This is a genomic window from Lottiidibacillus patelloidae (assembly GCF_002262935.1).
GTDB lineage: Bacteria > Bacillota > Bacilli > Bacillales > SA5d-4 > Lottiidibacillus > Lottiidibacillus patelloidae.
In genome coordinates this window covers 125,885-149,355 of the sequence record NZ_NPIA01000006.1, presented here as the reverse complement: position 1 = coordinate 149,355, position 23,471 = coordinate 125,885, and the positions used below count along the sequence as shown (strand labels likewise).

The following is a 23,471-nucleotide window of genomic DNA, read 5'->3' as shown; positions in this document are numbered from 1 at the left end:
TACTGGACTCAAAGGGTTTTATTTTTTAAAGATTGGATAATTAAACATAATCAAATAGAAAACGATCATTACGCTTGAAAGAATAATGGCTAATAATGGTCTGCGATGGTGTAACGCTACCATCGGGTACATTGTACTATAAAAAAACACTTCCCAACCAATGTTCCAGCCATTCATTAATTCAATATAATTAAGTTTAATAAAAACATATTCTACAAGAAGTGAAATACTTACCCATCTTCCGTATCTTAATACTCTGTGCTTAAGTGGTGCATCTTCTCTTTCATTGCTTAAAAACCAAATAACAAAAGCAGGGTAGGCAACAAATGCATAAATGGTGTCAGTTAGAAACAAGTTATAAATTGGTTTTTTTAGTTCCCACAACTTCTTATCTAAAACAAAAGCAATATATTGGTAAAATAAGTTACACAATGAAAAATAATAAATTGTCGGTAAAAAGCTCCGCCATTTCCGCCAATCCCCCCAATAAAGGGAAGCAATTAGAAAAAAAATGATTAAAAAGGCATGAAGCATGATATCCCTCTTTACTTTGGGTATAGTGGTACATACATATACTAAATTACCCTAACTTTTTCTATTTAATACCATTTCATAACAATGAGAGGGATGATTTAAGATGAATTTACCCGAACAATTTACTTCTAATATCCGAATGTTTTTTGGAGAAGTAGGTAAAAAATGGCTTGCTGATTTACCAAATATAATTGCTTATTGTGAAAAGCGTTGGAAAATTACTGTTCATGAACCTTATAAGCTTTCATTTAACTATGTTGCCCCAGCTACGACGAAGGACGGAAAAAAAGTTGTCTTAAAACTATCCGTTCCAGGATTTGAATGCGCACAGGAACTACAAGCACTAAAAATCTATAATGGACAAGGTATTAACAAATTACTTGATTTTGATGAAGAAAAAGCAATTATGATCTTAGAGCACATCATTCCCGGAGAGATGTTAAGTACCATTGAGGACGAAGAAGATGCCGTGATTATTAGTTCTAAGGTGTTATCCGACTTGTGGAAACCGGTAAGCACACATATCAACCTTCCAACAGTGGACAGTCGCGCTAACGCTATAAAAGAGTATGCCCTAAAGCACCCAAATGGTTTTGGGCCAATTGATGGCGCAACATTGCAACAAGCTGCCAAAGTGTTTACCTACATGGTCGACACATCAAAAGAGACAATGTTATTACACGGAGATTTTCACCATTACAACGTCCTTTCCCACGACCAAGGATGGATTGCCATCGACCCTAAAGGGTTAATTGGTGAGAAGGAATATGACTTATCGCAATATATGTTAAATTGTATTCCAGAAACGATTGAGGCTAAGGCGAAAACAATCGACCTCCGCGCTGAGCTTTTTGCCAAGCAATTATCATTAAATAAAGAACGGATATTACTTTGGGGATATTGTCACGCTGTGCTTTCATTATGTTGGTCCGTTACAGATGATGAAGAAAGTAATAACAAACTTTCGACTAGTAGCATCGATGCTTACAAACTATTGATTAATATGAATTAAATTAACTTTACGGTTCCCCTTTACATAAAAATTCCAATTATGTTACGCTAAATAAAAGCCGACAGAAGATTTATTTTTGTTGGCTTTTTATTTTTTACATCAGAAGATCAGAAGAGATGCATCAGATGTTTGACTTTTGATTTCTTAGGGTAATTTAAAAGAAATAATTGTTTGAAAAAAGTCTCATTATAAGGTGGTACTATTTCCATGCATTATAAAGGAAGACTTACAGCAGTTGCTTTCATTTTATCTTTTAGAGGCATTTGGTTTTATTACTACAATTTTTTATATGGGCACACATTACACTTTAGTGAAGTTACTATAACAATCCTATTACTTTTTCCAGCATGGTGGATTGGAAAGCAATTTGATCAAGTTTCAGAGCTTAAGCAGAAGTTAGAACTGCGCAAAGAAAAGCTACTAAAGGAGATTCGTGTTAGTGAAAACCGCTACAATAACTTTGTAGAAAAATCCCCAAACTTTGTCGTTATTTATGACACAGAAGGGAAAATAACTTATGCCAATAAAAAAACATTATCGCTACTAGAAGCTGAGAACGAATCAGAGGTACTAGGTAAAAGCATGTTAGACTTTATTGACCCTATTCAACATGACGAAGGACGAAAAAGGTTGAATGATGCTTTACAACACATCCCAGTTGAACCTATTGAGTACAAAGTAATTACGCTTAAGAAAAGAATAATCTACATTGAATCTGTCGTAATGCAGATTACTGATGAGGGCAAACAAGCCCTTATGTTTGTTGCATTAGACGTGACTAAGCGAAAAGAAGCAGAAATGCTAAGAAATCAACAAGAAAGAAATTACGAATCGTTAGTTAAAACATCTCCTATTGGTATAATTGTCCATAAAAATGAAAAGATCATTTGGGTTAACCCTGCCGCTTTAAAGATAGCTGGGGTGCAACATGAACATGACTTAATTGGAACATCACTTACAAAGTTAATTGAACCTACGAAAATAGATATAATTAATGAACGTATTCAAAAAATTGAACAAGGGCATCAAGTAAAGCCAATTGAATATAAAATCATTCGCCCTGATGGTTCATTTATTTACGCAGAAATAAATGGCTACAAGACAAATTTCCAAGGTCAAGATGTTATCTTATCTTTTGCAGTAGACATTACCGAGCGAAAAAAACAGTTAGAAAAAATAAATGATTTAGCCTATTACGACACATTAACGTCATTACCAAACAGGAATCTATTAACTCGCCACCTTGAATCCGCGATTACAGATGCAATAGAAAATGGCAAGAAAGGCTATACGCTATTTCTAGATTTAGATCGCTTTAAAAACATTAACGATACGTACGGTCATTCTTCTGGAGATGAATTACTAAAGAAAGTAACAGAAAAGCTTAAATCAATGTCGCTATTAAAAAACGAATTTATTTCTAGATATGGTGGGGATGAATTTATTATTGTTATTAATAGCAACAAATCAATTAGTGAAGTTGCTTTTATAGCCGAGGAAATTAGTAGCATACTCAGGAAACCAGTTTTTGTTAGAGGATTACCTATGTACATTTCTACTAGTATTGGTATTTCTATATTTCCGCGGGACGGACAGGATAGCGATACATTAATAAAAAATGCTGATATAGCAATGTATACTGCTAAAGAATCCGGCAGAGATAATTATAAATTTTATTCGAATAATTTATATGAAGAAAACGTCAGACGAATGGAAATTGAACGAGAGTTACGCACAGCAATAGAAAAAAAGCAGCTATATTTACAATACCAACCGAAAGTTGAAATAAAGACAAATAAAGTTATCGGCTCAGAAGCATTATTGCGTTGGAACAACAAGAAAATGGATAGACGAAGGCTGGCACGATGTTAAAACCGCTATTAACGTTTCTGTTCTACAGTTACAAAGACCAAAATTCCCTCAAGAACTAAGGGAAATTTTAGAGGATGAAAACTGTCATGGCAGCAAAATTGAAATTGAAATTACCGAGAGCCTTTTACGAGACAGTAAGTCAATTAAAAGTATTAAACGGATTAAAAAAATGGGTGTTAAAGTTGCCATTGATGATTTCGGGACAGGTTATTCTTCACTTAGCACGTTAAAACACGTCCCTATCGACTGCTTAAAAATTGATAAATCCTTTATAGATGATATTCACACACAAAATGAGGCCATCGTAAAAACAATTATTAATATGGGAAGCAACCTCAACTGTAAAATCGTTGCAGAAGGTGTTGAAACACGAGAACAAGTTGAATTCCTCCAACAACTAGATTGCCACTATATTCAAGGCTACTACTATAGCAAACCAGTATTAGCCTCGGAAATACCAAAGATCAAAATGACAATTCAGCAAGATACGCAATTCATTTAGGCACTCACCTACTCACTCCTTCTTGCATAAGTTATTTATGTGTTTTAATAACTACTGCCTAACATAGGAGTGATTTTTTTGAGTGGAAAAATACGAAATTATTATGCTGGTGGAAACACCGCTAAAGGCTTTTATAACTTATACGACTCTAACTTAGCTGGTCTTGAACGCTTGTTTATTTTAAAAGGCGGCCCCGGGACTGGAAAGTCTACATTAATGAAAAAAGTAGGAAAAGAATGGTCGGAAAAAGGGTATGACATTGAATATTTACACTGTTCATCTGATAACAATTCCATTGATGGAGTAATTATCCGTGAACTAGGCTGTGGCATCGTTGACGGCACTGCACCACATGTCATTGAGCCAAAAGCACCTGGAGCTGTCGAAGAGTATGTTAATTTAGGTGAAGCTTGGGATGCTAAAAAATTAGCTACGCAAAGGAAACAAATTGAAGCGCTACAAACGCAAATAAGTGCTGCTTTTCAAGCTGCATATGATGACTATGCTGAAGCACTTGCCATTCACGATGAGTGGGAAGAATTCTATATTAATAATATGGATTTTGCGAAGGCTAACGACCTAACATTACAACTAATCACGCAATTTTTCGGGGAGAACTCTCTAAATAAACCTGCCGATATCCGACACCGCTTTTTAGGAGCTGCAACTCCTAAAGGTCCAAACGACTTCATTCCAAACTTAACAGCAGATATAGAAAAGCGTTTCTTCATTAAAGGACGTCCGGGCTCAGGAAAGTCAACAATGTTAAAGAAACTCGTAACAGGTGCGGAAGAACGAGGTTTTGATGCAGAAGTATACCATTGCGGTTTTGCTCCAAACAGCTTAGACATGGTCATACTTCGTGAATTAGGAATTGCAATCTTTGATAGCACAGCTCCCCATGAATATTTCCCTGAGCGCGAAGGTGATGAAATTGTCGATATGTATGAAAAGACAATAACACCTGGGACAGATGAGAAATATGCTTCAGAAATTGCCGAAGTGGAAAAACGTTATTCCGAAAAAATGAAACAGGGAACTAGCCATTTAGCTGAAGCAAAAGCATTACACGACGACTTAGAAGAAATTTATGCCACTGCGATGGATTTCAAAAAGATTGAAGCAATTCAAAGCAACATCCAAAAGCAAATTACAGAACATGCAGGTGGAAGCGCGACCGACAAAATCGCTAAGTAATTGAAAAAGGATAGCCTAACTGTTTCTACTAACAGTCGGGGCTATCTCTTTTTGTTGTGTGCATAATACTTCACTTTTTTCACATCACGCCACAAACTTAACAATACTGTATATTTTAGTTTTAATATTCGTGTTTAAGTGCTTACATATTCTGGTTATACACCTTTTTTTCAATTGTTTATTTATAAATACGAAAATATAATACTTTTGGTCGGTGTTCAAAAAGTGAAATCCCTTTTATAATGAAAAAGAAGCAACAGTTTCGACACATACCGACAAAATATTCCAGTTTAAAGGGAGAGTAGGAAATTACATGAGAAAAATTCTATCAATCTTTAGTCTAGCAGTCTTACTTATTGCATCATCATTACCTGTTGGAACAACCCATCAACAAGTTATCGCAGCAGGACCAAACGATATCGTTATTAACGAAATAGCTTGGATGGGAACGACGACGTCATACAGTGACGAATGGATGGAACTTTACAACACTTCTAGCTCTGACATTGATATAACAGGCTGGACTTTAAATGCTCAAGATGGCTCACCTTCTATTACATTATCAGGTGTCATTCCAGCAAAAGGCTATTTCCTACTTGAAAAAACAGACGATAACTCAGTGAATGGAATTGCTGCAGATTTAATCTATAGTGGTTCGTTATCAAATACGACAGAAGTACTTGAACTTCGTGATGCAAGTGGCACGTTAATCGATTCCGTCGATGCTTGGCACGCAGGTGATAACACTTCTAAGTCGACAATGGAACGAACAGTCGCATTAAGTAATGGTACAGACTCTACAAACTGGAATAATGCCACAGCTACATATATTGGTGGTTACGGAACACCGAAAGCTCTAAACTCAAATTCAACAGAAGATACAGGTTCAGGCACTGGTGGAGGAACACCACCAACTGGTGAACAACTAAACAGTGTAAGTGACGCACTTCATGCAATTAATGTTTACTTTAATAAAAGTGCTGATACAAGCTATGCTACTACTGGTAACTTAGCAAACTATAACGTTAATTTAGAAAATAGATTAATCCAACGCTTAAATGAAGCAACAACATCAATTGATTTTGCAACGTACGAAATCAATTTACCAGGAATTGTCGATACGTTAATAGCAAAAGCAGCAGAAGGCGTTAATGTTCGTGTCATCGCTGATGCAAAAGATGCAACTGACCCACACTATACGGAAAGATATGAAACAATGCGTTTATACGTTGAAAAGATGGTGCGTGGTGCTGACATGAAAGTCGGAACGAGCGATGATATCACGGTCTTTTCTGATTCACCAATGTTTGTCGTGGAAGATAGCACAAAACGTGCTACCTATGGATTACCGAGCCAGTTTAATGACTTCCCTCAAGTGACGGTGAAAGTCGGAAGCACGATGACGACAGGATACTTATTCGTTGATGCCGAAGAAAAAAATCCTGGTGAATATTACTCTCCAGGTAACCAAATGCATAACAAGTTTGCCCTTATCGATCGCAAGTGGGTATTTACAGGAAGTTGGAACTTTACAGTAACAGGGCTTTACGGAACAGATGAAAATATGGCTGCAGGAATTCTTGATGGCAACCAGCAACATGTTGTTGAGATTCACTCTCCTGAATTAGTAGATATATATAAAGTGGAATTTAATGAAATGTGGGGTAGTGCCACATTAACGCCGGATAAAGCAGCTGCCAACTTTAGCACTCGTAAAATCGACAACACTACAAAGCTTGTAGATGTCGGCGGGACGACAGTTGAAGTTTACTTCTCGTCTGGTGATAATGCAGTTGGACGGATGACCGAGTTAGTAAAAAATGAAGCAGACATTAACACGTACTTCTCGATCTTTGCCTGGAGTGACCAAGCATTAGTGGATGAATTGAAATATAAATGGGAAGGTTCTTATAACGACATGGAAGGAACTCTTACAGGCTTTGATGTCAAAGGACTTTTCGATGCAAGTTTCTGGAACCAATGGTGGAGCGCAAGCATTGAAATGACTGGACGTACGGCTAGTCAAACGAGCATAAACAATCCGAATGTTCGCTGGGCAAATCCAGCACCCGTTTATAAAGGCAATGAATCTCGTAAACTTCATAGTAAAACAATGATAATCGATGCTGACACAAACAGTGATCCAACAGTTATTGTCGGTTCAACAAACTGGAGTACAAATGGAAATGACATTAACGATGAAAACATGTTAATCATTCATGATTCGGAAATTACAAACCAATTTGTACAAGAGTTTAACGCTCGATACGTGCAAGCTGGAGGAACATTAAACTAATTAACTATTAAATTAAGAGGTGCTTACGAATGCGTAAGCATCTTTTTTTATTAGATTATTATTTTTCCACTTCCTTCTTAATATACTAGTAGTAGCGTATCCATCAGCACCTAGAAAAATTATAAGGTAGGGGTTGAATTGTATGGATTGGATAATCATGTTTGGCGTTGTTGTCATCCTTGTAATAATTAACATCATCCGGGTAAAAATGACCGGCGGCAATTCTTCTAGCGGCGTACAACGAGAGGTAGACTTCGAAAGTAATGAAACGTACTTTGATAACGATACTGACAATGATGTAGATATCGAGTCTTAAACAATTTAATAATAAATAACGATTGCAGAATCTAGCCTAGCTAGATTCTTTTTTTGTGCACCCTCGACTAAATGTCCAACTAAACTGGTTCATCAATTAATACTTTTACTTCAGCTTTAATATACATAGATAGAGCATGTCAGATGCAAAACTCTAAAACATTTACGAAAGGAGTAAGCTCGGATGATGACTTTGTTTTTTATTTTCTTTTTTGCAATGTGCGCACTGCTATTCATTGGGATTTTCCTCTGGTTCATGCACCATGTAAGCCATGGAAGCCTCGCAAGTTCACACAAACATACGATTGATCCACTTGAACAAAGTAGTGAAACGACCTCCACCAATGATAAAGATTAACTTTTTGAACAAACAACATCAGGCGACAATTTTTCTACCGTTGAATATTTTTTTGACCTAGTAGATGTGCTAGGTTTTTTTCATGTGGAAGGATGAATGATACAATAGATGATAACAATAAGCATCATATTTCCACTATAAAAATAAGGCGGGTCTCCTATGGCAGATAAAGAAAAATATGAACATGGCATGAAAAAATATGAGTCAAAAGCAAAACAATATATTGATGATAAAGATAAGACAGAAGGCCTTCTAAAAAAAGCTCTATCAAAAGCGAAAACTCGCCAATCTTCCTTGGCTGATGTGTGGGAGAAGCTTCATTTACTTTTAGAATTAGTCCAAGCCTGGAAAAAAGGTGATTACAAAGAAATTCCACGTAAAACAATTGTCACGGTTATTGCTACTATTCTTTACTTTGTCTCTCCTCTTGACCTTGTCCCTGACTTTATCGCAGGACTAGGCATTTTTGATGATGCTGCTGTCATCGCTTTTGCAGTGAAGCAAATTTCAACTGACTTAGATAAGTTTAAACTGTGGCAACAAAAAAATAGTGAAAACATCGAGACAGAGTAATATTGAAAAGTACTAGGACATCTTCTTCCTTTAATAAACATACATTAACAAGCTCGTAACTCTCCTTACTACTAAGGTGGTCTTCCTGCTTGAAACTTTAAAGGACGTGATGCCATGAAATTGCTAGCGATTGATTGGAATATCGTACTTTTTACAGGTTCATCATTACTCCATGATTATTGGGTGACACTTGGTTTACCACAAGTTTATTATTTTACAGTTGAAGATAATACTCCAATAAGTAACGATCAAAACAACCCAGATGAAAGTGATGACAAAATAGCTTAAATTTGACTTACCTTAGGCAATATTTCTTGCCGATTGGTGAGTTTTTTTGTTGGGAAATGTTTCATTGTCCTTTTGAAAATTATATAACTTTGTAATTATCTTTATAGAACCATTGTTTACATTTATACTGTATTTTTTCCTTTTATACGCTTAAATGTGTTCTTTTTATGAAATATTTCCTAAAAAACGGCTTTTTTACCCCATTAAAGTGCAAATGTTTTTGCAATTTTCCCAATATATTATAATGTAGTTTAAGTATATAATAGTAGTAAGCAATGGGGAGGATAGCAAATGAAGATTGGGACGAAAATAAAATACTATCGAATTAACCAAGGAATGACCCAGGACGATTTAGCTCAAGGTATCATTTCCATTCCTTATCTATCTAAAATCGAAAACAACTTAATTGTCCCTTCTGAAGATGTCATCGAGTTATTATGTGAACGGCTAGAAATCAGCCCTGTAAGTGTGGAAAATAAAAGGGTTGAACAGTTACTCATAACTCTAGGTGAAACATTGCTTCGCAACCAGAAAGAAGAATCACAAGAAATTTTTACAGAGCTAGAAGAATTGAAGAGTTTTATGGAAGATCCTTCTGACGTAATGCTTTTTCAAATTTACAGAGTAAGGTATTACACATTAGTAGCTAAATATGAAGCTGCTAAGGAAACGTATGAGCTGGTTAAAGAGGAATATCAACACTTTGACCAAACATTACGCTACCTCTTTCATAAACATGCTGGGAACTTGCACTATGTTATGAATAATTTCCAAGCGTCTAAGTTAGATTTGCGCGAGGCGATAAAAAGTTTACCTCTTGGCATGAAACACTATGATGAGGAAAAGGCTGACACGTTATACTTAACCGCTTTAACATTTAGTAAGCTAGGTAGTGATGCATCAGCAATACAACATGCCAATGCATGTTTACAATTCTATCAATCTACATACCATTTTAAAAAATGTGCTGATATTCATCTCATTTTAGGTGTATCGTACCGACGAATTAAAAACATTGATGAAGCAATTGTGCATTATGAACATGCAAGTAATATTAGTGAAAAAATTAACTATGATTACTTATTAGGTAAAATAGAACATAATCTAGGCTACCTAAATTCTTTAAAAGGAAACCAAGAAAAAGCAATTACTCACTATAAAAGAAGCTTGCAAATGAAAAATAATGATGAAGTTGGTAGGTTAAATACATGCTTATCACTTCTCATAGAGTACCATAAGGTTGGAGACACCAAAAATACAGCCTATTACCTCAAGGAAACTGAGCTAATGGCAAAGGATGTAAATCCAGAGACGATAAAAGCTCAACTTTATGAACTCCAAATTTATCAATACTTACTAAGCGAGAAACATGATGAGTTAGAAAATTTATTAAGAACAACAGCACTACCATTCTTCAAGAAAAACAATAGGTTCTTATTCGGATTTTACTCTCAAATGCTCGCCGAACACTACGAGGCAAAAGGCAGATATAAACTTGCCGTTCATTACTATAAAGCAACACTCTCGATCTACAAAAAATTATAAAATAAAAGGAGTGCTAAAAAATGAAAAAATTTCTATTAATCGCTTTTACAACTGTTCTTTTATTATCCGGTACTAGTATGGTTATGGTAAGTATGCCTGAAGAGGAATTACCTCCACCAAACAGTAGTCAAGAAGAAGTATCTTCAGGTGAAGAAACTCCTTCAAATGTAACTTGGGCATAATTTAATTTTTTGTACTACACTAAAGAAAGGCTGGATAACATGGCAAGTCTACTAGCTGTTTGGAAAAATAAAAATGTTCAACACGCTTGGCCATCTAAGCGTATTCCTATCATTAATATTAACAGTTCAAAAAATGCCCATGTCATCGGTGTCATCGCAATCGGATCAAAAGCATATGGTTTAATTGCAATTGGCGGCATATCAGTCGGATTTATTTCAATAGGTGGCATTTCGATTGGTGCTCTTTCTTTAGGCGCAATATCATTTAGTTTTCTCGCAAGTTTAGGCGTCATTTCTGTGAGTCTTCTGTATAGTATTGGAGCAATAGCCATTGGAAAGCTTGCAATCGGGATTATTTCCGCTGCTGTAACAAGCTTCGGGCTCATAGCTTTTGGTAAATACGCATACGGTGGAATTGTCATCGGGAAAACTGGAGTTGGCTTAGTACCGCTAACATTAGCGTGCTATAAATGGTTAAAAGAATTTTTCATATGTTATTGACCCCCTATCAATTTCATATAACCTTCTCTCAAGCTGGCAATTTGCCAGCTTTTCTATTGTTGTAAGACTTTTTTATTGGGACGGTGAGAATAAAATGAAGCGACCTCTTTTACTAGCCAATATCATTGGGTTAATTGCAATTTTATTATTAGGCATCTATTTTAATATGCATTTCCACACTTCCGATAAAGGTGCCCAGCAAGAATTCATTGAGTCATGGGATGGCACAATAATAAGCAAGTTCATTTCTATTGATGAACACTCAAGAGCATTTGCGATTGACGAGTCTGGAACTATTTTCGTGGCATTGAATAATAGTTATCAGCTTCCTTTCGGAAATATTTATACTGACTATACCCTCTATGAGACAAGCTTAAACATTCATGAATTACCTGAGAAAGCCGAATATTACTATACGGAAATTCAGCATAACGATAAACCTTTTCATTTGTTGCTACTATCAAATGATGAGGTATTCACTAAAGTAATTAATCGGGAAAACATCGCAAGAATAGGAATTTCTGGAGCCGAAAAATATTTAATAAACAAGGATCAAAGTTCACCCATTCAATTGTACTTACTAGGATTTTGGGATCATGACAATATGACAAACCCGAAAGAGCAAATCTTCTTAAGTAGCGATGGGGAGCAAAAAGAAATCGTCTTAAAAGCTATCAAAAAAGACTAAAAACTCGCAGATGCGAGTTTTTTTAAATACTTATAGTGTTTTGGCAATTAGGAAAAGTAGCAATCTACTTCAGATTAGTTATGCTTTCAACTCATCTTTATACATTCCTGTTGCTCTTTTAACTTGCGCTTCAATGAGCGATAAAAAATCTGACACATTGTCTATTTTATGTGCTTCTTTTTGTGCTTTCGTTAATATTTCTTTCAATTGTTCTTGAGTTAATTGATTTTCTTTTTCCATTCTAAATCCTTCCTTTTACCTACTATCTATCCTACCAATGTCCACTTACATAATATGTAAGTACTATATTACAACACATTTTATGAAAACTGTGTCGAAGATTGTCTACAGTTATTTTTTTATTGTTTTTTCTTCATTTAATAGATATTCGAACTCCACTTACAATTTAAGACTTTAAAAATGAGACTAGTATGCCCCTCTCCCCTCTTAATCTCGTATATACAAAGTGAAGGAGGTGATAGAGATGGCAGCAGAAAGTTTAACAGATAGCGCACTTAAACTGACGTTCGAAACAGGTGTTGATGCAAATGGTGAACCTATCTTTAAATCTAAGTCACTAAACAATGTCAAAATCACTGCAACGCCAGACCAACTTTATGTGATTGCAAATGCTCTGCACCCGTTGCAAACTCATAATTTAACGAACGTCGAACGCAGAGACACTTCAGTCGTAACTGGACCATAATCCACGAGAAACAACTATTAATTAAGAAAGGAGGGATAATTGATGGCGAAAAAACTACAATTACAGTTTTACAATGAAGACAATAAGACGGTAACAATTTCGTTAGATGACCCAATTGAGCCAGCTGATCCCGCTGCAGTTTCTCAAGCGATGGATGACATTATCGCTCAAAATGCCTTATTTTCAAGTGGTGGCGACTTAGTGGCAAAAAAAGCTGCACGCATTGTTGACCGAAATGTGCAAGAAATCCCATTATCGTAATGTACTTTGAACATGGAGGAGGGCATACTGCCTTCCTATTTTCTAATAGTAGCCATTAGAAAAGGAGGTTATAAGTGTGGAAAACATTCTTCCCTTCATCTCTGACGTCGGATTTCCAATTGTCGTTACGCTTTATCTGCTGCACCGAATTGAAACAAAGCTAGATACGTTAAACGAATCGATTGTAACACTGCCAGACCGGTTGAAGGAAGTGAAGTAACATCAATGAGGGTGTCTAAAAGGCATCCTCTTTTTTAGTTACCACCAAAAGACAGTAGTATGCCATATTTGGTATATTATAGTTAATAGTTTTAAAAATTCCAGATGCTTGGAGCGATATGTATGGATTATTCACAAATTGGGAAAGAGATTAAAATAATACGAAAAACACAAGGAATATCACAAAAGCAATTAAGTGAAGGTATATGTACACAAGCACAAATTAGCAAGATAGAAAAAGGTGAAGTACACCCGCTGTCATCGACATTATACTTACTTGCAAAAAGACTTGGCGTTGATGTGAACTATTTGTACCAAGTTGGCTATGCCCCTCACCATCAATATGTACAAGAAGTAGAATTACAAATAAGACAAGCCGTCCATGCTTTTGATTTCGACATAGTTAAGGAAATGATTAAAGTGGAAAAGAAAAACCCACTCTACAAGAAATCAGTAGATTTTAAACAATTTATCCTTTGGAATGAAGGCATTAGTATGTTTCATGTACATAAAGACCCTGAGCGTTCAATTCTTTTACTTGAAGAGGCTTTACAATTAACGAAGTTTCATAAATCATACCTATCAGAAAGAGAAATTGAAATTCTAAATAGTATTGGTATTATTTATCAAGAAACTGAGGAGAATGAAAAAGCGATTGCTGCTTTATCAGAAGCATTAGAAAGCTATCACCACCTCTCTTATATAACAAATGAAAAGCTCTTTCCTAGAATCTGTTATAACTTTGCACGCGTACTATCAAAAGTAAATGAATTTGACCGCTCAATAACTCTTTGTAAACAAGGAATCGATTGGTGCAAAAAGTATCAACTACTTTATTTATTAGGAGAATTATATTTTCAAACAGGATTAAATTATAAAAGAATGAAAGATTTCGAACGAAGTAAAAGTTATTTTATTAAGGCTGTCCCGGTTCTTAAGCTTTTAGATAAACAACATCTAGTTGATCATATTAATAATAGATTTTTAAGCAAGGAAGAGTATACAAACGTATAAAAAGCTGTGTCACCATAAAGGCTTCACAGCTTTCCACTTACTTCTTAAAACAGTTCCCATCCACAAGGTCTGAAAATATATTGATAGTATTATGAATAATAATAGTTTCCCAACGTTGTTTTTAATTGCCACCATGCCTACGTCAACTCCTCAATTTTTACATTTCTCTTACTGTCATTAATTTTGGGTTCGTGAAATTCCATGTCATGCCACCGTCATTTGTATCGCATAAAATATACTTGTTTCCTTCCCCTCTAATAATGAGCCAACCTTTCGTTTCTGAAACAAACTCCAACGAAACAATTACGCTATCGGTAGTCTCGCCCATAATTTCCTTTACTGCCATGATTTGTATCCAGTTTTGCAAGCCGGCTTCTGTTCGATAAAGTGATTTCCCATCTGACATCCAACCATTTGTACTGCTTACAAAATCATGCATCAAGTAATCAGATTTATTTTCAATTGTACCGCTTTCTGACCACGTTTCCCCACCATCATTTGTCGTATAAAAGTGTGAGAATGCCTTATCTCGCGAATACGTTTGGACGAATAACATACCTACTTTGTCATTAAAGAAATTCGGCACTTCTGTCCAAACGCCTTCATATTTATTATTTTTCGGAGTAGGAATATCCTGTTTCTTCCAAGAGATTCCGCCATCCGCTGTTTTATAAATCCAAGGAACTTTATGCTGTGACTTCACGCCGACTATCCAGCCGTTTTTATGATCTTTAAAAGCAATTCCTGTTTTGTTCCCACTATGAGGAAGCATATTTTCACTATTATCTTTCGTTTCATCTATAACTGCTGACCAGGATTTTCCACCATTCTTTGTTGTTAATAAAATTACTTCACTATAATTAAGACCAGGATTTTTTGTAATCATTAATGAGCCTTCTGTTTTACTGTGAAAAGAAAAATTAGCAAAAGCACCTGCAACTGGTATGTCTTCGCCTGTTTCCCAACTTCCACCGCCATTTTTTGTATAGTAGATTTTCCAGTGCGTATTTTCATTTGACGCAATGAATGCTCGATTTCCTGTATGAAAGTAAACATAATCTGATGTTGTTGTAATGCCGCTCGGAGTTACATCTAGCCAAATTCGCCCACCATCTACCGTTCTATAAATGGAGTTATTAAAAACCGACCAACCTACGTTTTCATCCATCATTTGTACGTTTGGAATATTCATCGCATCTTCATCTAAAACATTTCCTCTATCAACATTTAATCCTGAACCCCCTTGCAAATCTCCATTTATTGAGGTCGAAGATCCACATGCTACTAAACTAATAATAAGTAAAACAATGAATAGAAAGAATACACCAATTTTCTTTACGTTACTCATTACGTTACACCCTCCTGCCTTAAACTAAGCTCTGTTTTCATTGTAGCTATTCTTCCAGATACTTTCTTTCCCTGCTTGAGTTAATAACGGTGTTAAATCAGCCAGTAATCTGCTATATACTCCCATTACCTCATCATAATATAACTGTAAGAATATTTTTATGAGTTTAAACTCTAGTCCTATAAAAAAATCTTTTTCTACTTCTACTAGTAAATAACTATTAGTAAAAAAATCTTTTAGTTTTTTCGTAGATTTTAAGCATGTCTCTAGAACTGTTGAATAGAGATTAAATAGAGATTAAATGAAAACTTATTAGGGATGTGGTTTATGTGATATCAAAAGAGAAATTCGATGAGTATAGAGAGTTCATTAAATCAAATGACCCGATTGGCAAAATACTAGTTTTTTTCGATAACTATAATAATGCTAATCACCGTGCAACTTTAGCACGACACTTAAAAAGGCATTTTAGTAAAGAGCACCCTGAACGAAGAAGAGATGCTATTCAACTAATAGAATCTTCTATCGAGATGTTCTATTCAGAGAAGGATGAATACGGAAAAATTGAGTATGACCAAATTATTCGGGCTTATAAAGATTTAGCAATATGGTATTGGCAAGAAACTCAAAATGCAAACAAACCATATGAATTAACGAAAGAAGCCTTAAAAATAATAAAACAATTAACGGATGCAGATGTGCCCTTCGGTATTAGGGGCCAAATTTGGTATCAACGATGGTTTTTTCTCTCTATTTTAGGACATGAGAAAAAAGCCAAAGCAGAGTGCGCAAAAATGATTGAAGACATAAAATATAAATACCTATCTTATAGCGTCAATAGTATATATTACTTCGGACACCTCTTTCTCTCAAACAGATACCAATGGTCCCAGGATTATTTAAGTGCAATAAAACATCTTGAAGAAGGAGCACAATATATTGACCTTATTGATGGTAGCTGGAAGTTTCAATATAAGAAATATAAAAACCTTTTAGAATTAAAAGATTCTAATCCTAAACAATGTTATGAAAATCTTTCTGTCTTAATTGAAAACGCTAGCCACAACTATCCTGACTGGGAGTTTGATTCATTTTATATAGCAAATTAATGTATAACATTTATATAATAAAGCCCTACTGACCATTTTCACATGGAAGTATGGCTTTTTGTTTTAAAAGGGACCTCGGTTGTCGAGGTCAAAAAGGGGATGCTTTATGCCATCTAGGCATTGTTCGAACATAACGGGAGGACGTTCGAACTTGTTTAACTATACCCTCTTTTAAAAAAGTTAAAACATATAATAGGGGGTTTTTTCTATTTTCTATTATATAGATCAAATGTAATAGTTCTGTTAGTGAATCATAGCTAATATATTGTAAAGTCACAGAGAAATACTAGGAAAAATTCTACCATTAAACAGCTAATAGAAATGTATAATTCCAGTATAAATAGGTGATATTTATAGTTAGGTAGATATTGTCGTTATGCCCCTTCCATACTAAGCAATGAATAGGATAGGGTTACATAAAATGTTGCGTTACTAGAGAAACTCGGAGAATCTTAAAAATGATAAATATAGGGGTGTTACAGTGAGAAGAATTCTATTTATGTTCGGCTTAGTTTTTCTAGTATTATTGCATATAACCATTAGCCCAGTTTTAGCTACAGCAGATACTAATACTCAGTCAGAAATAAAAATTAAATTACTACCCGAAAGTATCCTTTTTACTATAGAAAATATGAAACCTGGCGATTCTGCCTCTAGAACAATAGCTATTGAAAACTCAGGAGAAGATGAATTTAAGTTTAATATGCAAATTGAAGACGTTGGCTCGGAAAAATTATTTAACGAATTAATGATCGAAATTAGTGATGCAAAAGGTTTATTGTATTCCGGTAAAATGACTGATTTTGATGGGTTTGAAGCAAGAAATTTAAAGACAATGGAGAAAGATGAGTTTTATCTAACCATACATTTCCCTGAACATTTAGGAAATGAATACCAAGGATTAGAAGCAAAGTTCAATATCGTTTTTATTGCACAAGGATTAGAGCTTGGTGAGTTTTTTGAATTACCAAACACTGCAACAAATTATATTAATTATATGTTAGGTGGAGTTATCCTACTTCTATTTGGTATAACCGTTTATATAGTTAAAATAAAGAAGGGACTCTAGTAAATTAGAGTCTTTTTTTCTTTAGATTATAGCAAGTTGATTGAGAACATACATTGCCAGCTTTCACGGCCAGTTAGGAAAACTTTCTCTTTCTTCTAACTTCCTTCCTATGATTCTTTTTGATGAAATACCTCTCTTTCTTACCTTTTATTTTTAAATTTTCAAGTGTTTTGTTAATTTTTTTCAGTTCATAATCACTAATGATATAGTGGTCAAAACTTTTGATCACTTTCATTAACTTTGGAATAGTAGTGACATGCGCAGATGTAAAGTGCCCTTTAACTTTTAGTTTTGCTTTCGTTGAGAACACTATGATGGAATGTAATTTCCCTTCATTTAATTGAAGAAATTTAGTTACAGCACGAACATGGCCATAATTTTGTCTAATAGGGTTATATAATCTCTCTTTTCGCTTATATAGGACTTGTGTCCAGTATTTTTGGTATTCCTTTCCGTAGATCCATCCACTATAGTTTTTTGTCTCAATTACATAGATTCCAAAAGGAGATGTAACAATGTGGTCAACTTGTGTTGTTTTCCCGTTTATTGTTGGCACGTATAAATCATGAAAGACAGTATACATATCGCCAAGCCTCTTTAACTTATAATTAACATACCATTCTCCTAAATAACCTTTTAATGACGGTTTCATTAATTTTAATAGAATTGCTCCTATAATTAGTAAAAGTAGCATTAATGCAGGTGATCGAGTTAATAACATGATTGTCGCCATAAATCCAATGATGATTAGTATAGTTGAACCAATGATCTTCATATTCTCCCTCCCAATGCACATACCTTATTGCACTTAGCTCATGTAAAAAAAGTTTTTATTGAATTTGAATTAATTAAGTTATTGTACATATACCCCCACTGAAATTATTTGAAACATACATTGGATAACCGAATAACTTTATAACATTCATTACTTATAAGAAAATAGAGTATTTCAAGCAAAAAAATAAATAAAAACCAGCCCAAACTCTAAATTAGAGCTTGAACTGGTTTTTTAATTTGAGAAATCCCTGGATGTGGTCGGCAACTTATACGCTATACCTAAAATTAACCAAAAGAATGGAGCTACTGGAATAACACTTATATTAAAGACTAGTTTAATTGAATAACTAATTATTACTGCAGCTAAAACGTAAGCAAAAATTTCATCATTCCCCTTTAGCTGTCTAGCTTTTAAGAAAGTGACACTTACTATCGTTAATATAAATGCAACATAGACAATTAGCGCAGGTATCCCCATCGAGAAACCTATTTCCAAATACTCATTATGAGAGTTATCTATTGCATATCTTTCATCGTGTGAATGGTATGGGAATACATTTGAAAAGGTGCTAGGGCCGGAACCAATTAAGTAATACTCACTTATCAGTGGTACCGTCCTTTTCCATATCCCCCAGCGATTTGAACCCGCTTGATCTTCCTGTTCAGCTTGTGTAACGACCGCATTCACATCACTGCCTACACTAGCAACTCGATCATTAACAAAATTATTTTCTGTTACATTGACAATAACGAATAAAAATAGAAAGCTAACCATCAAAACTAACCAGGGTTTCCACAAATGTTTATTTTTCCAAACTACTAATATAGTAAGAATAACAGTGCCAATAAACGCAGCAATCCACCCACCACGATTTACTGTATACAAAAGAGAAACAAACAGCGTACAACTTATAACTCCATTGATACTCCTTTGTTTCCAACTATTCGCCACAAGAAACAAACCTAAAGAGAGAATAAGCATTATGACTAAGTATGAGCCAAAGTGGTTTGGATTATCAAAGAGTCCCCAACTGCTTACAAATCTAGCTCCTTTTCTTTCACTATCAATAATCCCTACAAAAAAGTGCTGAATGATGCCATAGATACCTACAATAAACGATGTATAAACAATCATTCTTACAACTTTAACGAGTTTATTTACAGGAATAAAGTGATAGGAAAAGATAAAAAGAGATATGTAACAAAACCAAGAAAGAAAACCATGATATTTCGAATAACTTCCTTGAAATGCTGTTACTGGGTCATGTGAAAAGAGTGTTGACAACAAGGCTAATGTTAAAAACGAAATGGCTAGTTTATCCCCTGTTGATTGAAAGAAATTAGGATATTGCTTCTCTTTATACAAGCGAAAAACTACTAATAACCAGAGGAAAAGAATAAAAATCACAAAATAATTAAACTTATAAAAAGTAGAATAATAGATATCCTTTATTGGATAAATTAAGAAAGGAAAAAGCATAATAAAGCCTACTAGCGTAAAGTAGATCGCCTCATGGAACTTTATTTCTTTATTCAACTGCATAGCTAGTACCTTCTCTCCTGTATATTGTACTCTCATTTTACTATATATACAGGTGACAGGCACCCCCATCGTAAATATCGAGAAGTGACAGGCACCATATGATTTAAATAAAAACCAGTCCAAACTCTATTTCTTAAGAGCTTGAACTGGTATTTTATTCGACAACTCTCGGGAAGTGACAGGCACTTAGCGTGGAAGATCGTCAATTACGTCCTCACTTACTGCACCTGTTCCTCCAAGAATAGTAAATGAATCTAACCCCATCTCAGAGATTAATGTTTGCATTTCAGCCGGGATACTATTTTGTCTAACTAACATTAATGGAGCATTTAGTTTAGCTGCTAGTACAGAACCTGTAAGTGCATCTGGGAAATTTATTCCCGTTGCTACAATTGCATTGGTTACAGGAGTTTGAAACGTTTTAATTACTTGATAAGCCGTGTCAAAACGACTTTTACCTGAAATCCTTGTTGGGTTAGGTAGTTCAGCTAATACCGTATCATAAATAACTCCAGTACCACCGATAACAAATGTGTTATCTACACCCATTAAAGCGCTACTTGTTTCTGCTGGAAGGGAACTTTTTCTCGTCAATAGGATTGGGTAGCCATTTTGTGCAGCGTATGAAGCAACTGCTAGGGCATCCGGGAAGTTCCCACCATATGCAATTACAGCAGTATTCGAAGTCCCAACCTCAGCTGCAATTAGTGCTGCTGTTTCGTAACGAGACTTACCAGCAATGCGGCGTACTTGTAAATTCATATTTTCTAATTCTGTTTGTACACTTTCTTCAACTGCACCAGTTCCACCGAGGATAATAACATTAGTTGCACCTAAACGCTCAATTTCAGCTTTTGTTTCTGCTGGTAGTTTACTAGTTTTAGTTAATAAGATTGGTGCATCTAGTTTAAAAGCAAGCGGTGTTCCTACTAATGCATCTGGATAGTTATCTCCACGAGCAATGATTACAGTGTTAGCTGTTTCCCATCCTTGTTTCGAAATCTCTACAGCTGTTCCGTAACGAGATGAACCTTTTATACGCGTTACATCCTTAGACTGATTTAATTCATAGTCATCTACATCAATAGAAATAATTCTTCCATCATGTGTATTAAAGTATATTTTGCCGTTTTTCCCCCAAGTACTATGTGGTGGAGATTCATTAAAATCTACCTTATTAATAACTTCCCAAGTTGTAGGATCAAGTGCAACAAATTCCCTTGATGCACCTCTATTTATAAAATATACACCTTTTTTCCCAAAGAAAATTTTGTCCATATTATAATGAGGGATTGTTATCTTTTCACCTTGAGCATTAAAACGTAGTGTTTCAGGACCCCTTACAGGAAGAATGACATCATTATTAGGAGCAACTTGAATGCTCATATACATTGTTTCTCCTTCGTTTACAGGATGTCTCCATAATTCATTTCCGTTAGCATCTAAGGAAATAACATTTCTCTCACCTAAGAAAGAAATATTGCCATCAGATGAAACAACAACGTTTATGAAAGAAGGATCTACCCCAACCGTTTTCTCCCATACCTTTTCACCAGTCGTTCCATTATATGAAGCAATTGAATTCATTGTAGATACGATAAGTGAATCATCATGGTTCGAAATTGCTCTTATTTCAAACCCACTAGGGTGAGACTTCTCAAAGACAATTGATCCATCATCACTATTTAAAGCAACTATTTTTCCATTCTCATTGTCAGAAAGATAAACGATTTTTTCATCTTCACTTAAATAGATTTTCGAAGGATATAAACCTAGTGAGTAGTTCCACTTTTCAACTCCATCTTTAGTAAGAGCTACTAATCCATTTACGTCATCTTTTTCGTAAGTTATGTAGAGATTATCTTGACTATCTATTTTAGAGCGATATTGATAATAAACACTCTCATTTCCAACACTCTTCTCCCAAAGTAAAGTTCCGTTAGGGTGAATAGCTTGGACAAGTGACGAGTGGTCTGTTATTGAATAAATTGTGTTATCTGATCCTATTAGAAGTTCACCGCTACACTCCCACATAGCTCCATCACAATTAATTTGAAAGACTTGTTCCGTTTCTAGCGTTGCATTGTTAGCCGTAATACTAGAAGGAAGTAATGCAACTAGTAAAATAAATGATAAAAATACTAAACTACTTTTCTTTAACATGAAATTCTCCTTATTATGTAATTTTTTGAATTTTTAAAACTAATTACTACATTACATAATTATACATAATTAGTCAATTAATCCTATGTCACTCATTTTAAAATTACAATCGCAGGTAACGTTCTTACCTTGATTCGGGAAATCATAGACTCATATTTTTGTGCGTTTAGTACATATGTAATCAATAATTTATAAAATAACAGCCCCGACTCTTTTCTAGAGCTTGAACTGGTTATTTATTTCGACAAATCCTGCGAAGTGTCAGGCACCATTTGTTTTTGCACTATTTGTTGAATTTTGTATTTTCTAAGGCTATCATTATAGTAATGAATACTATAAGAGGAGAAAATTGGAATGAAGAATATTATTGCAATCGTTTTCGCTGCACTTGGCCTGCTAATTATTGTTATTGGTCACTTTCATTACGAGAATAAATTAAGTGAAATTAATGAACGAGCAACAAAAGCAATTGAAATGTCTAATGAGGAAAATGAAAAGGACGATTCGGACAAAGATACAGTGGATAATACTCCTTCAAGCGATGATGATACGGAATCTACTAATAAAGAGGAAGAGGATTCTAGCAACAAAACTGCTGAAAATGACGGAGACGATTCAACCGAAGACGATGGTTCAACTGGTGAAGGCGAGAATGAATCTAGACTAACAGATGAACAAATCGCCTGGATGGTTGCTAACCTCCCAGAACAACTCCAAAAGAAAGTTATTAAAAAACTTTTCTACTCAGAAACAATTAAAATTGTAGCAATGGGATCTGAGTCTACCTCTCCTGAAGATACAGGTTGGCCTGCACTTTTAGGCGAGGAGCTGATCAGCGCTTACGGAGAGAATACGTTTGAAGTAACAGTTGCTAGTTTTGGTAAAAAGAATTCGATGGAAGTTGTAAACGAAGCCATGTATGAAGTAGTTTACGACCTGAACCCTGACATCATCATTTTTGAACCTTTCATGTTCCGCGATAATGGTACAGTCCGAGTAGAGCATACCCTCGAAAATCTTACGACGATTATCAATGATATAACAACGGAATTACCAGATGTTTCTTTCTTAATTCAACCATCGCACCCGATCTATAACGCATACTGGTACCCGAAGGAAATTGAAGCGTTACAAGCATATGCAGAAGAAATGAACTACACATACCTTAATCATTGGACTGCTTGGCCAGATCACCAAACAAGAGAAATCTTTCCATACTTAAATGAAGATGGCAGCGCACCTAGTGAAAAAGGACATGAAACTTGGGCGGCATTTTTAAATGAATATTTCATTGCAAGTGAGTAAGTTTCAAAACATACATCACCATATTTTAAAAGGTAGAGAATCTTAGATGATTTTCTACCTTTTTTGAAGTGACAGGCACCCAAAGAAATCCGTC

General features: G+C 35.0%; 26 protein-coding genes. 19 read left to right on the top strand and 7 right to left on the bottom strand.

Features of this window, described 5'->3' with window-relative positions; genetic code table 11:
• Nucleotides 1-18: 18 nt before the first annotated feature.
• Nucleotides 19-534 carry a CBO0543 family protein gene (locus tag CIB95_RS12000; RefSeq protein ID WP_094925497.1) on the bottom strand — a complete coding sequence of 172 codons (516 nt, stop codon included), beginning with the start codon at nucleotides 532-534 and terminating at the stop codon, nucleotides 19-21.
• Between the two features lie 103 nt (nucleotides 535-637).
• Here CIB95_RS12000 and CIB95_RS11995 point away from each other — a divergent pair, with 103 nt between their 5' ends.
• The 12 genes from CIB95_RS11995 (at nucleotide 638) to CIB95_RS11955 (ending at nucleotide 11,863) form a co-directional block, all read left to right on the top strand.
• Nucleotides 638-1,546, top strand: coding sequence for an aminoglycoside phosphotransferase family protein (locus tag CIB95_RS11995; RefSeq protein ID WP_094925495.1), 909 nt, complete (start codon nucleotides 638-640; stop codon nucleotides 1,544-1,546).
• Nucleotides 1,547-1,753: 207 nt separating this feature from the next.
• On the top strand, nucleotides 1,754-3,418 hold the full coding sequence (locus CIB95_RS11990) for a sensor domain-containing protein (RefSeq protein WP_094925494.1): 1,665 nt from the start codon (nucleotides 1,754-1,756) through the stop codon (nucleotides 3,416-3,418).
• Nucleotides 3,342-3,920, top strand: coding sequence for an EAL domain-containing protein (locus CIB95_RS16525; RefSeq protein ID WP_094925492.1), 579 nt, complete (start codon nucleotides 3,342-3,344; stop codon nucleotides 3,918-3,920). The genes CIB95_RS11990 and CIB95_RS16525 overlap by 77 nt, the downstream gene beginning before the upstream one ends.
• Nucleotides 3,921-3,998: 78 nt before the next feature.
• The gene (locus tag CIB95_RS11980) at nucleotides 3,999-5,117 is read left to right on the top strand and encodes a PRK06851 family protein (protein WP_094925491.1); all 1,119 of its coding nucleotides are present in this window, start codon (nucleotides 3,999-4,001) and stop codon (nucleotides 5,115-5,117) included.
• 313 nt (nucleotides 5,118-5,430) lie between these two features.
• On the top strand, nucleotides 5,431-7,413 hold the full coding sequence (locus tag CIB95_RS11975) for a phospholipase D-like domain-containing protein (protein ID WP_094925489.1): 1,983 nt from the start codon (nucleotides 5,431-5,433) through the stop codon (nucleotides 7,411-7,413).
• Nucleotides 7,414-7,555: 142 nt separating this feature from the next.
• Complete coding sequence (locus CIB95_RS16240; RefSeq protein ID WP_158217624.1) at nucleotides 7,556-7,729, top strand: hypothetical protein; 174 nt, start codon at nucleotides 7,556-7,558, stop codon at nucleotides 7,727-7,729.
• Nucleotides 7,730-8,245: 516 nt separating this feature from the next.
• Nucleotides 8,246-8,659 carry a YkvA family protein gene (locus CIB95_RS11970; RefSeq protein ID WP_094925488.1) on the top strand — a complete coding sequence of 138 codons (414 nt, stop codon included), beginning with the start codon at nucleotides 8,246-8,248 and terminating at the stop codon, nucleotides 8,657-8,659.
• 114 nt (nucleotides 8,660-8,773) lie between these two features.
• A complete protein-coding gene (locus tag CIB95_RS16235; RefSeq protein WP_158217623.1) occupies nucleotides 8,774-8,947 on the top strand; it encodes a hypothetical protein in 174 nt (57 codons plus the stop codon).
• A gap of 291 nt (nucleotides 8,948-9,238) precedes the next feature.
• Entirely contained in the window at nucleotides 9,239-10,492 is a 1,254-nt protein-coding gene (locus CIB95_RS11965) for a helix-turn-helix transcriptional regulator (protein ID WP_094925486.1), read from the top strand.
• Nucleotides 10,493-10,512: 20 nt separating this feature from the next.
• Nucleotides 10,513-10,674: a hypothetical protein gene (locus tag CIB95_RS16230; protein ID WP_158217622.1), complete on the top strand. Its 162-nt coding sequence runs from the start codon at nucleotides 10,513-10,515 to the stop codon at nucleotides 10,672-10,674.
• 39 nt (nucleotides 10,675-10,713) lie between these two features.
• Nucleotides 10,714-11,175 carry a hypothetical protein gene (locus CIB95_RS11960; protein WP_094925485.1) on the top strand — a complete coding sequence of 154 codons (462 nt, stop codon included), beginning with the start codon at nucleotides 10,714-10,716 and terminating at the stop codon, nucleotides 11,173-11,175.
• A gap of 94 nt (nucleotides 11,176-11,269) precedes the next feature.
• Complete coding sequence (locus tag CIB95_RS11955) at nucleotides 11,270-11,863, top strand: hypothetical protein (RefSeq protein WP_094925483.1); 594 nt, start codon at nucleotides 11,270-11,272, stop codon at nucleotides 11,861-11,863.
• Nucleotides 11,864-11,941: 78 nt separating this feature from the next.
• Here the strand turns inward: CIB95_RS11955 and CIB95_RS16225 are convergent, their stop codons facing one another.
• Nucleotides 11,942-12,103 (bottom strand): hypothetical protein, encoded by a 162-nt coding sequence (locus tag CIB95_RS16225; RefSeq protein WP_158217621.1) that lies wholly within the window; start codon nucleotides 12,101-12,103, stop codon nucleotides 11,942-11,944.
• A 244-nt stretch (nucleotides 12,104-12,347) separates the two neighbouring features.
• On the opposite strand from CIB95_RS16225, the gene CIB95_RS11950 reads away from it, so the two are divergent.
• The 4 genes from CIB95_RS11950 to CIB95_RS11935 all read left to right on the top strand — a co-directional run bounded on the left by CIB95_RS11950 (nucleotide 12,348) and on the right by CIB95_RS11935 (nucleotide 14,063).
• Complete coding sequence (locus tag CIB95_RS11950) at nucleotides 12,348-12,569, top strand: DUF1659 domain-containing protein (protein WP_094925482.1); 222 nt, start codon at nucleotides 12,348-12,350, stop codon at nucleotides 12,567-12,569.
• Nucleotides 12,570-12,611: 42 nt separating this feature from the next.
• Complete coding sequence (locus tag CIB95_RS11945) at nucleotides 12,612-12,830, top strand: DUF2922 domain-containing protein (RefSeq protein WP_094925480.1); 219 nt, start codon at nucleotides 12,612-12,614, stop codon at nucleotides 12,828-12,830.
• A 76-nt stretch (nucleotides 12,831-12,906) separates the two neighbouring features.
• Nucleotides 12,907-13,050: a YvrJ family protein gene (locus CIB95_RS11940; protein WP_094925479.1), complete on the top strand. Its 144-nt coding sequence runs from the start codon at nucleotides 12,907-12,909 to the stop codon at nucleotides 13,048-13,050.
• A gap of 122 nt (nucleotides 13,051-13,172) precedes the next feature.
• Entirely contained in the window at nucleotides 13,173-14,063 is an 891-nt protein-coding gene (locus CIB95_RS11935; protein ID WP_158217620.1) for a helix-turn-helix domain-containing protein, read from the top strand.
• A 157-nt stretch (nucleotides 14,064-14,220) separates the two neighbouring features.
• Here CIB95_RS11935 and CIB95_RS11930 read toward each other — a convergent pair whose 3' ends face one another.
• Nucleotides 14,221-15,411, bottom strand: coding sequence for a beta propeller repeat protein (locus tag CIB95_RS11930; protein WP_094925476.1), 1,191 nt, complete (start codon nucleotides 15,409-15,411; stop codon nucleotides 14,221-14,223).
• 329 nt (nucleotides 15,412-15,740) lie between these two features.
• Here CIB95_RS11930 and CIB95_RS11925 point away from each other — a divergent pair, with 329 nt between their 5' ends.
• Together CIB95_RS11925 and CIB95_RS11920 are read left to right on the top strand one after the other, a co-directional pair.
• The gene (locus CIB95_RS11925; RefSeq protein ID WP_094925474.1) at nucleotides 15,741-16,520 is read left to right on the top strand and encodes a hypothetical protein; all 780 of its coding nucleotides are present in this window, start codon (nucleotides 15,741-15,743) and stop codon (nucleotides 16,518-16,520) included.
• Between the two features lie 481 nt (nucleotides 16,521-17,001).
• The gene (locus CIB95_RS11920) at nucleotides 17,002-17,589 is read left to right on the top strand and encodes an LPXTG cell wall anchor domain-containing protein (RefSeq protein ID WP_094925473.1); all 588 of its coding nucleotides are present in this window, start codon (nucleotides 17,002-17,004) and stop codon (nucleotides 17,587-17,589) included.
• Between the two features lie 73 nt (nucleotides 17,590-17,662).
• Here CIB95_RS11920 and CIB95_RS11915 read toward each other — a convergent pair whose 3' ends face one another.
• The 4 genes from CIB95_RS11915 to CIB95_RS11905 all read right to left on the bottom strand — a co-directional run bounded on the left by CIB95_RS11915 (nucleotide 17,663) and on the right by CIB95_RS11905 (nucleotide 22,072).
• Nucleotides 17,663-18,241: a nuclease-related domain-containing protein gene (locus CIB95_RS11915; protein WP_158217619.1), complete on the bottom strand. Its 579-nt coding sequence runs from the start codon at nucleotides 18,239-18,241 to the stop codon at nucleotides 17,663-17,665.
• Complete coding sequence (locus CIB95_RS16610) at nucleotides 18,198-18,383, bottom strand: DUF3805 domain-containing protein (protein WP_158217618.1); 186 nt, start codon at nucleotides 18,381-18,383, stop codon at nucleotides 18,198-18,200. The genes CIB95_RS11915 and CIB95_RS16610 overlap by 44 nt, the downstream gene beginning before the upstream one ends.
• Nucleotides 18,384-18,598: 215 nt before the next feature.
• The gene (locus CIB95_RS11910; protein ID WP_158217617.1) at nucleotides 18,599-19,909 is read right to left on the bottom strand and encodes an O-antigen ligase family protein; all 1,311 of its coding nucleotides are present in this window, start codon (nucleotides 19,907-19,909) and stop codon (nucleotides 18,599-18,601) included.
• 186 nt (nucleotides 19,910-20,095) lie between these two features.
• Entirely contained in the window at nucleotides 20,096-22,072 is a 1,977-nt protein-coding gene (locus CIB95_RS11905; protein ID WP_094925468.1) for a cell wall-binding repeat-containing protein, read from the bottom strand.
• Between the two features lie 354 nt (nucleotides 22,073-22,426).
• Here CIB95_RS11905 and CIB95_RS11900 point away from each other — a divergent pair, with 354 nt between their 5' ends.
• Nucleotides 22,427-23,377, top strand: a complete 951-nt coding sequence (locus tag CIB95_RS11900) for an SGNH/GDSL hydrolase family protein (protein ID WP_094925466.1) — start codon at nucleotides 22,427-22,429, stop codon at nucleotides 23,375-23,377.
• The last annotated feature ends 94 nt before the right edge of the window (nucleotides 23,378-23,471 follow it).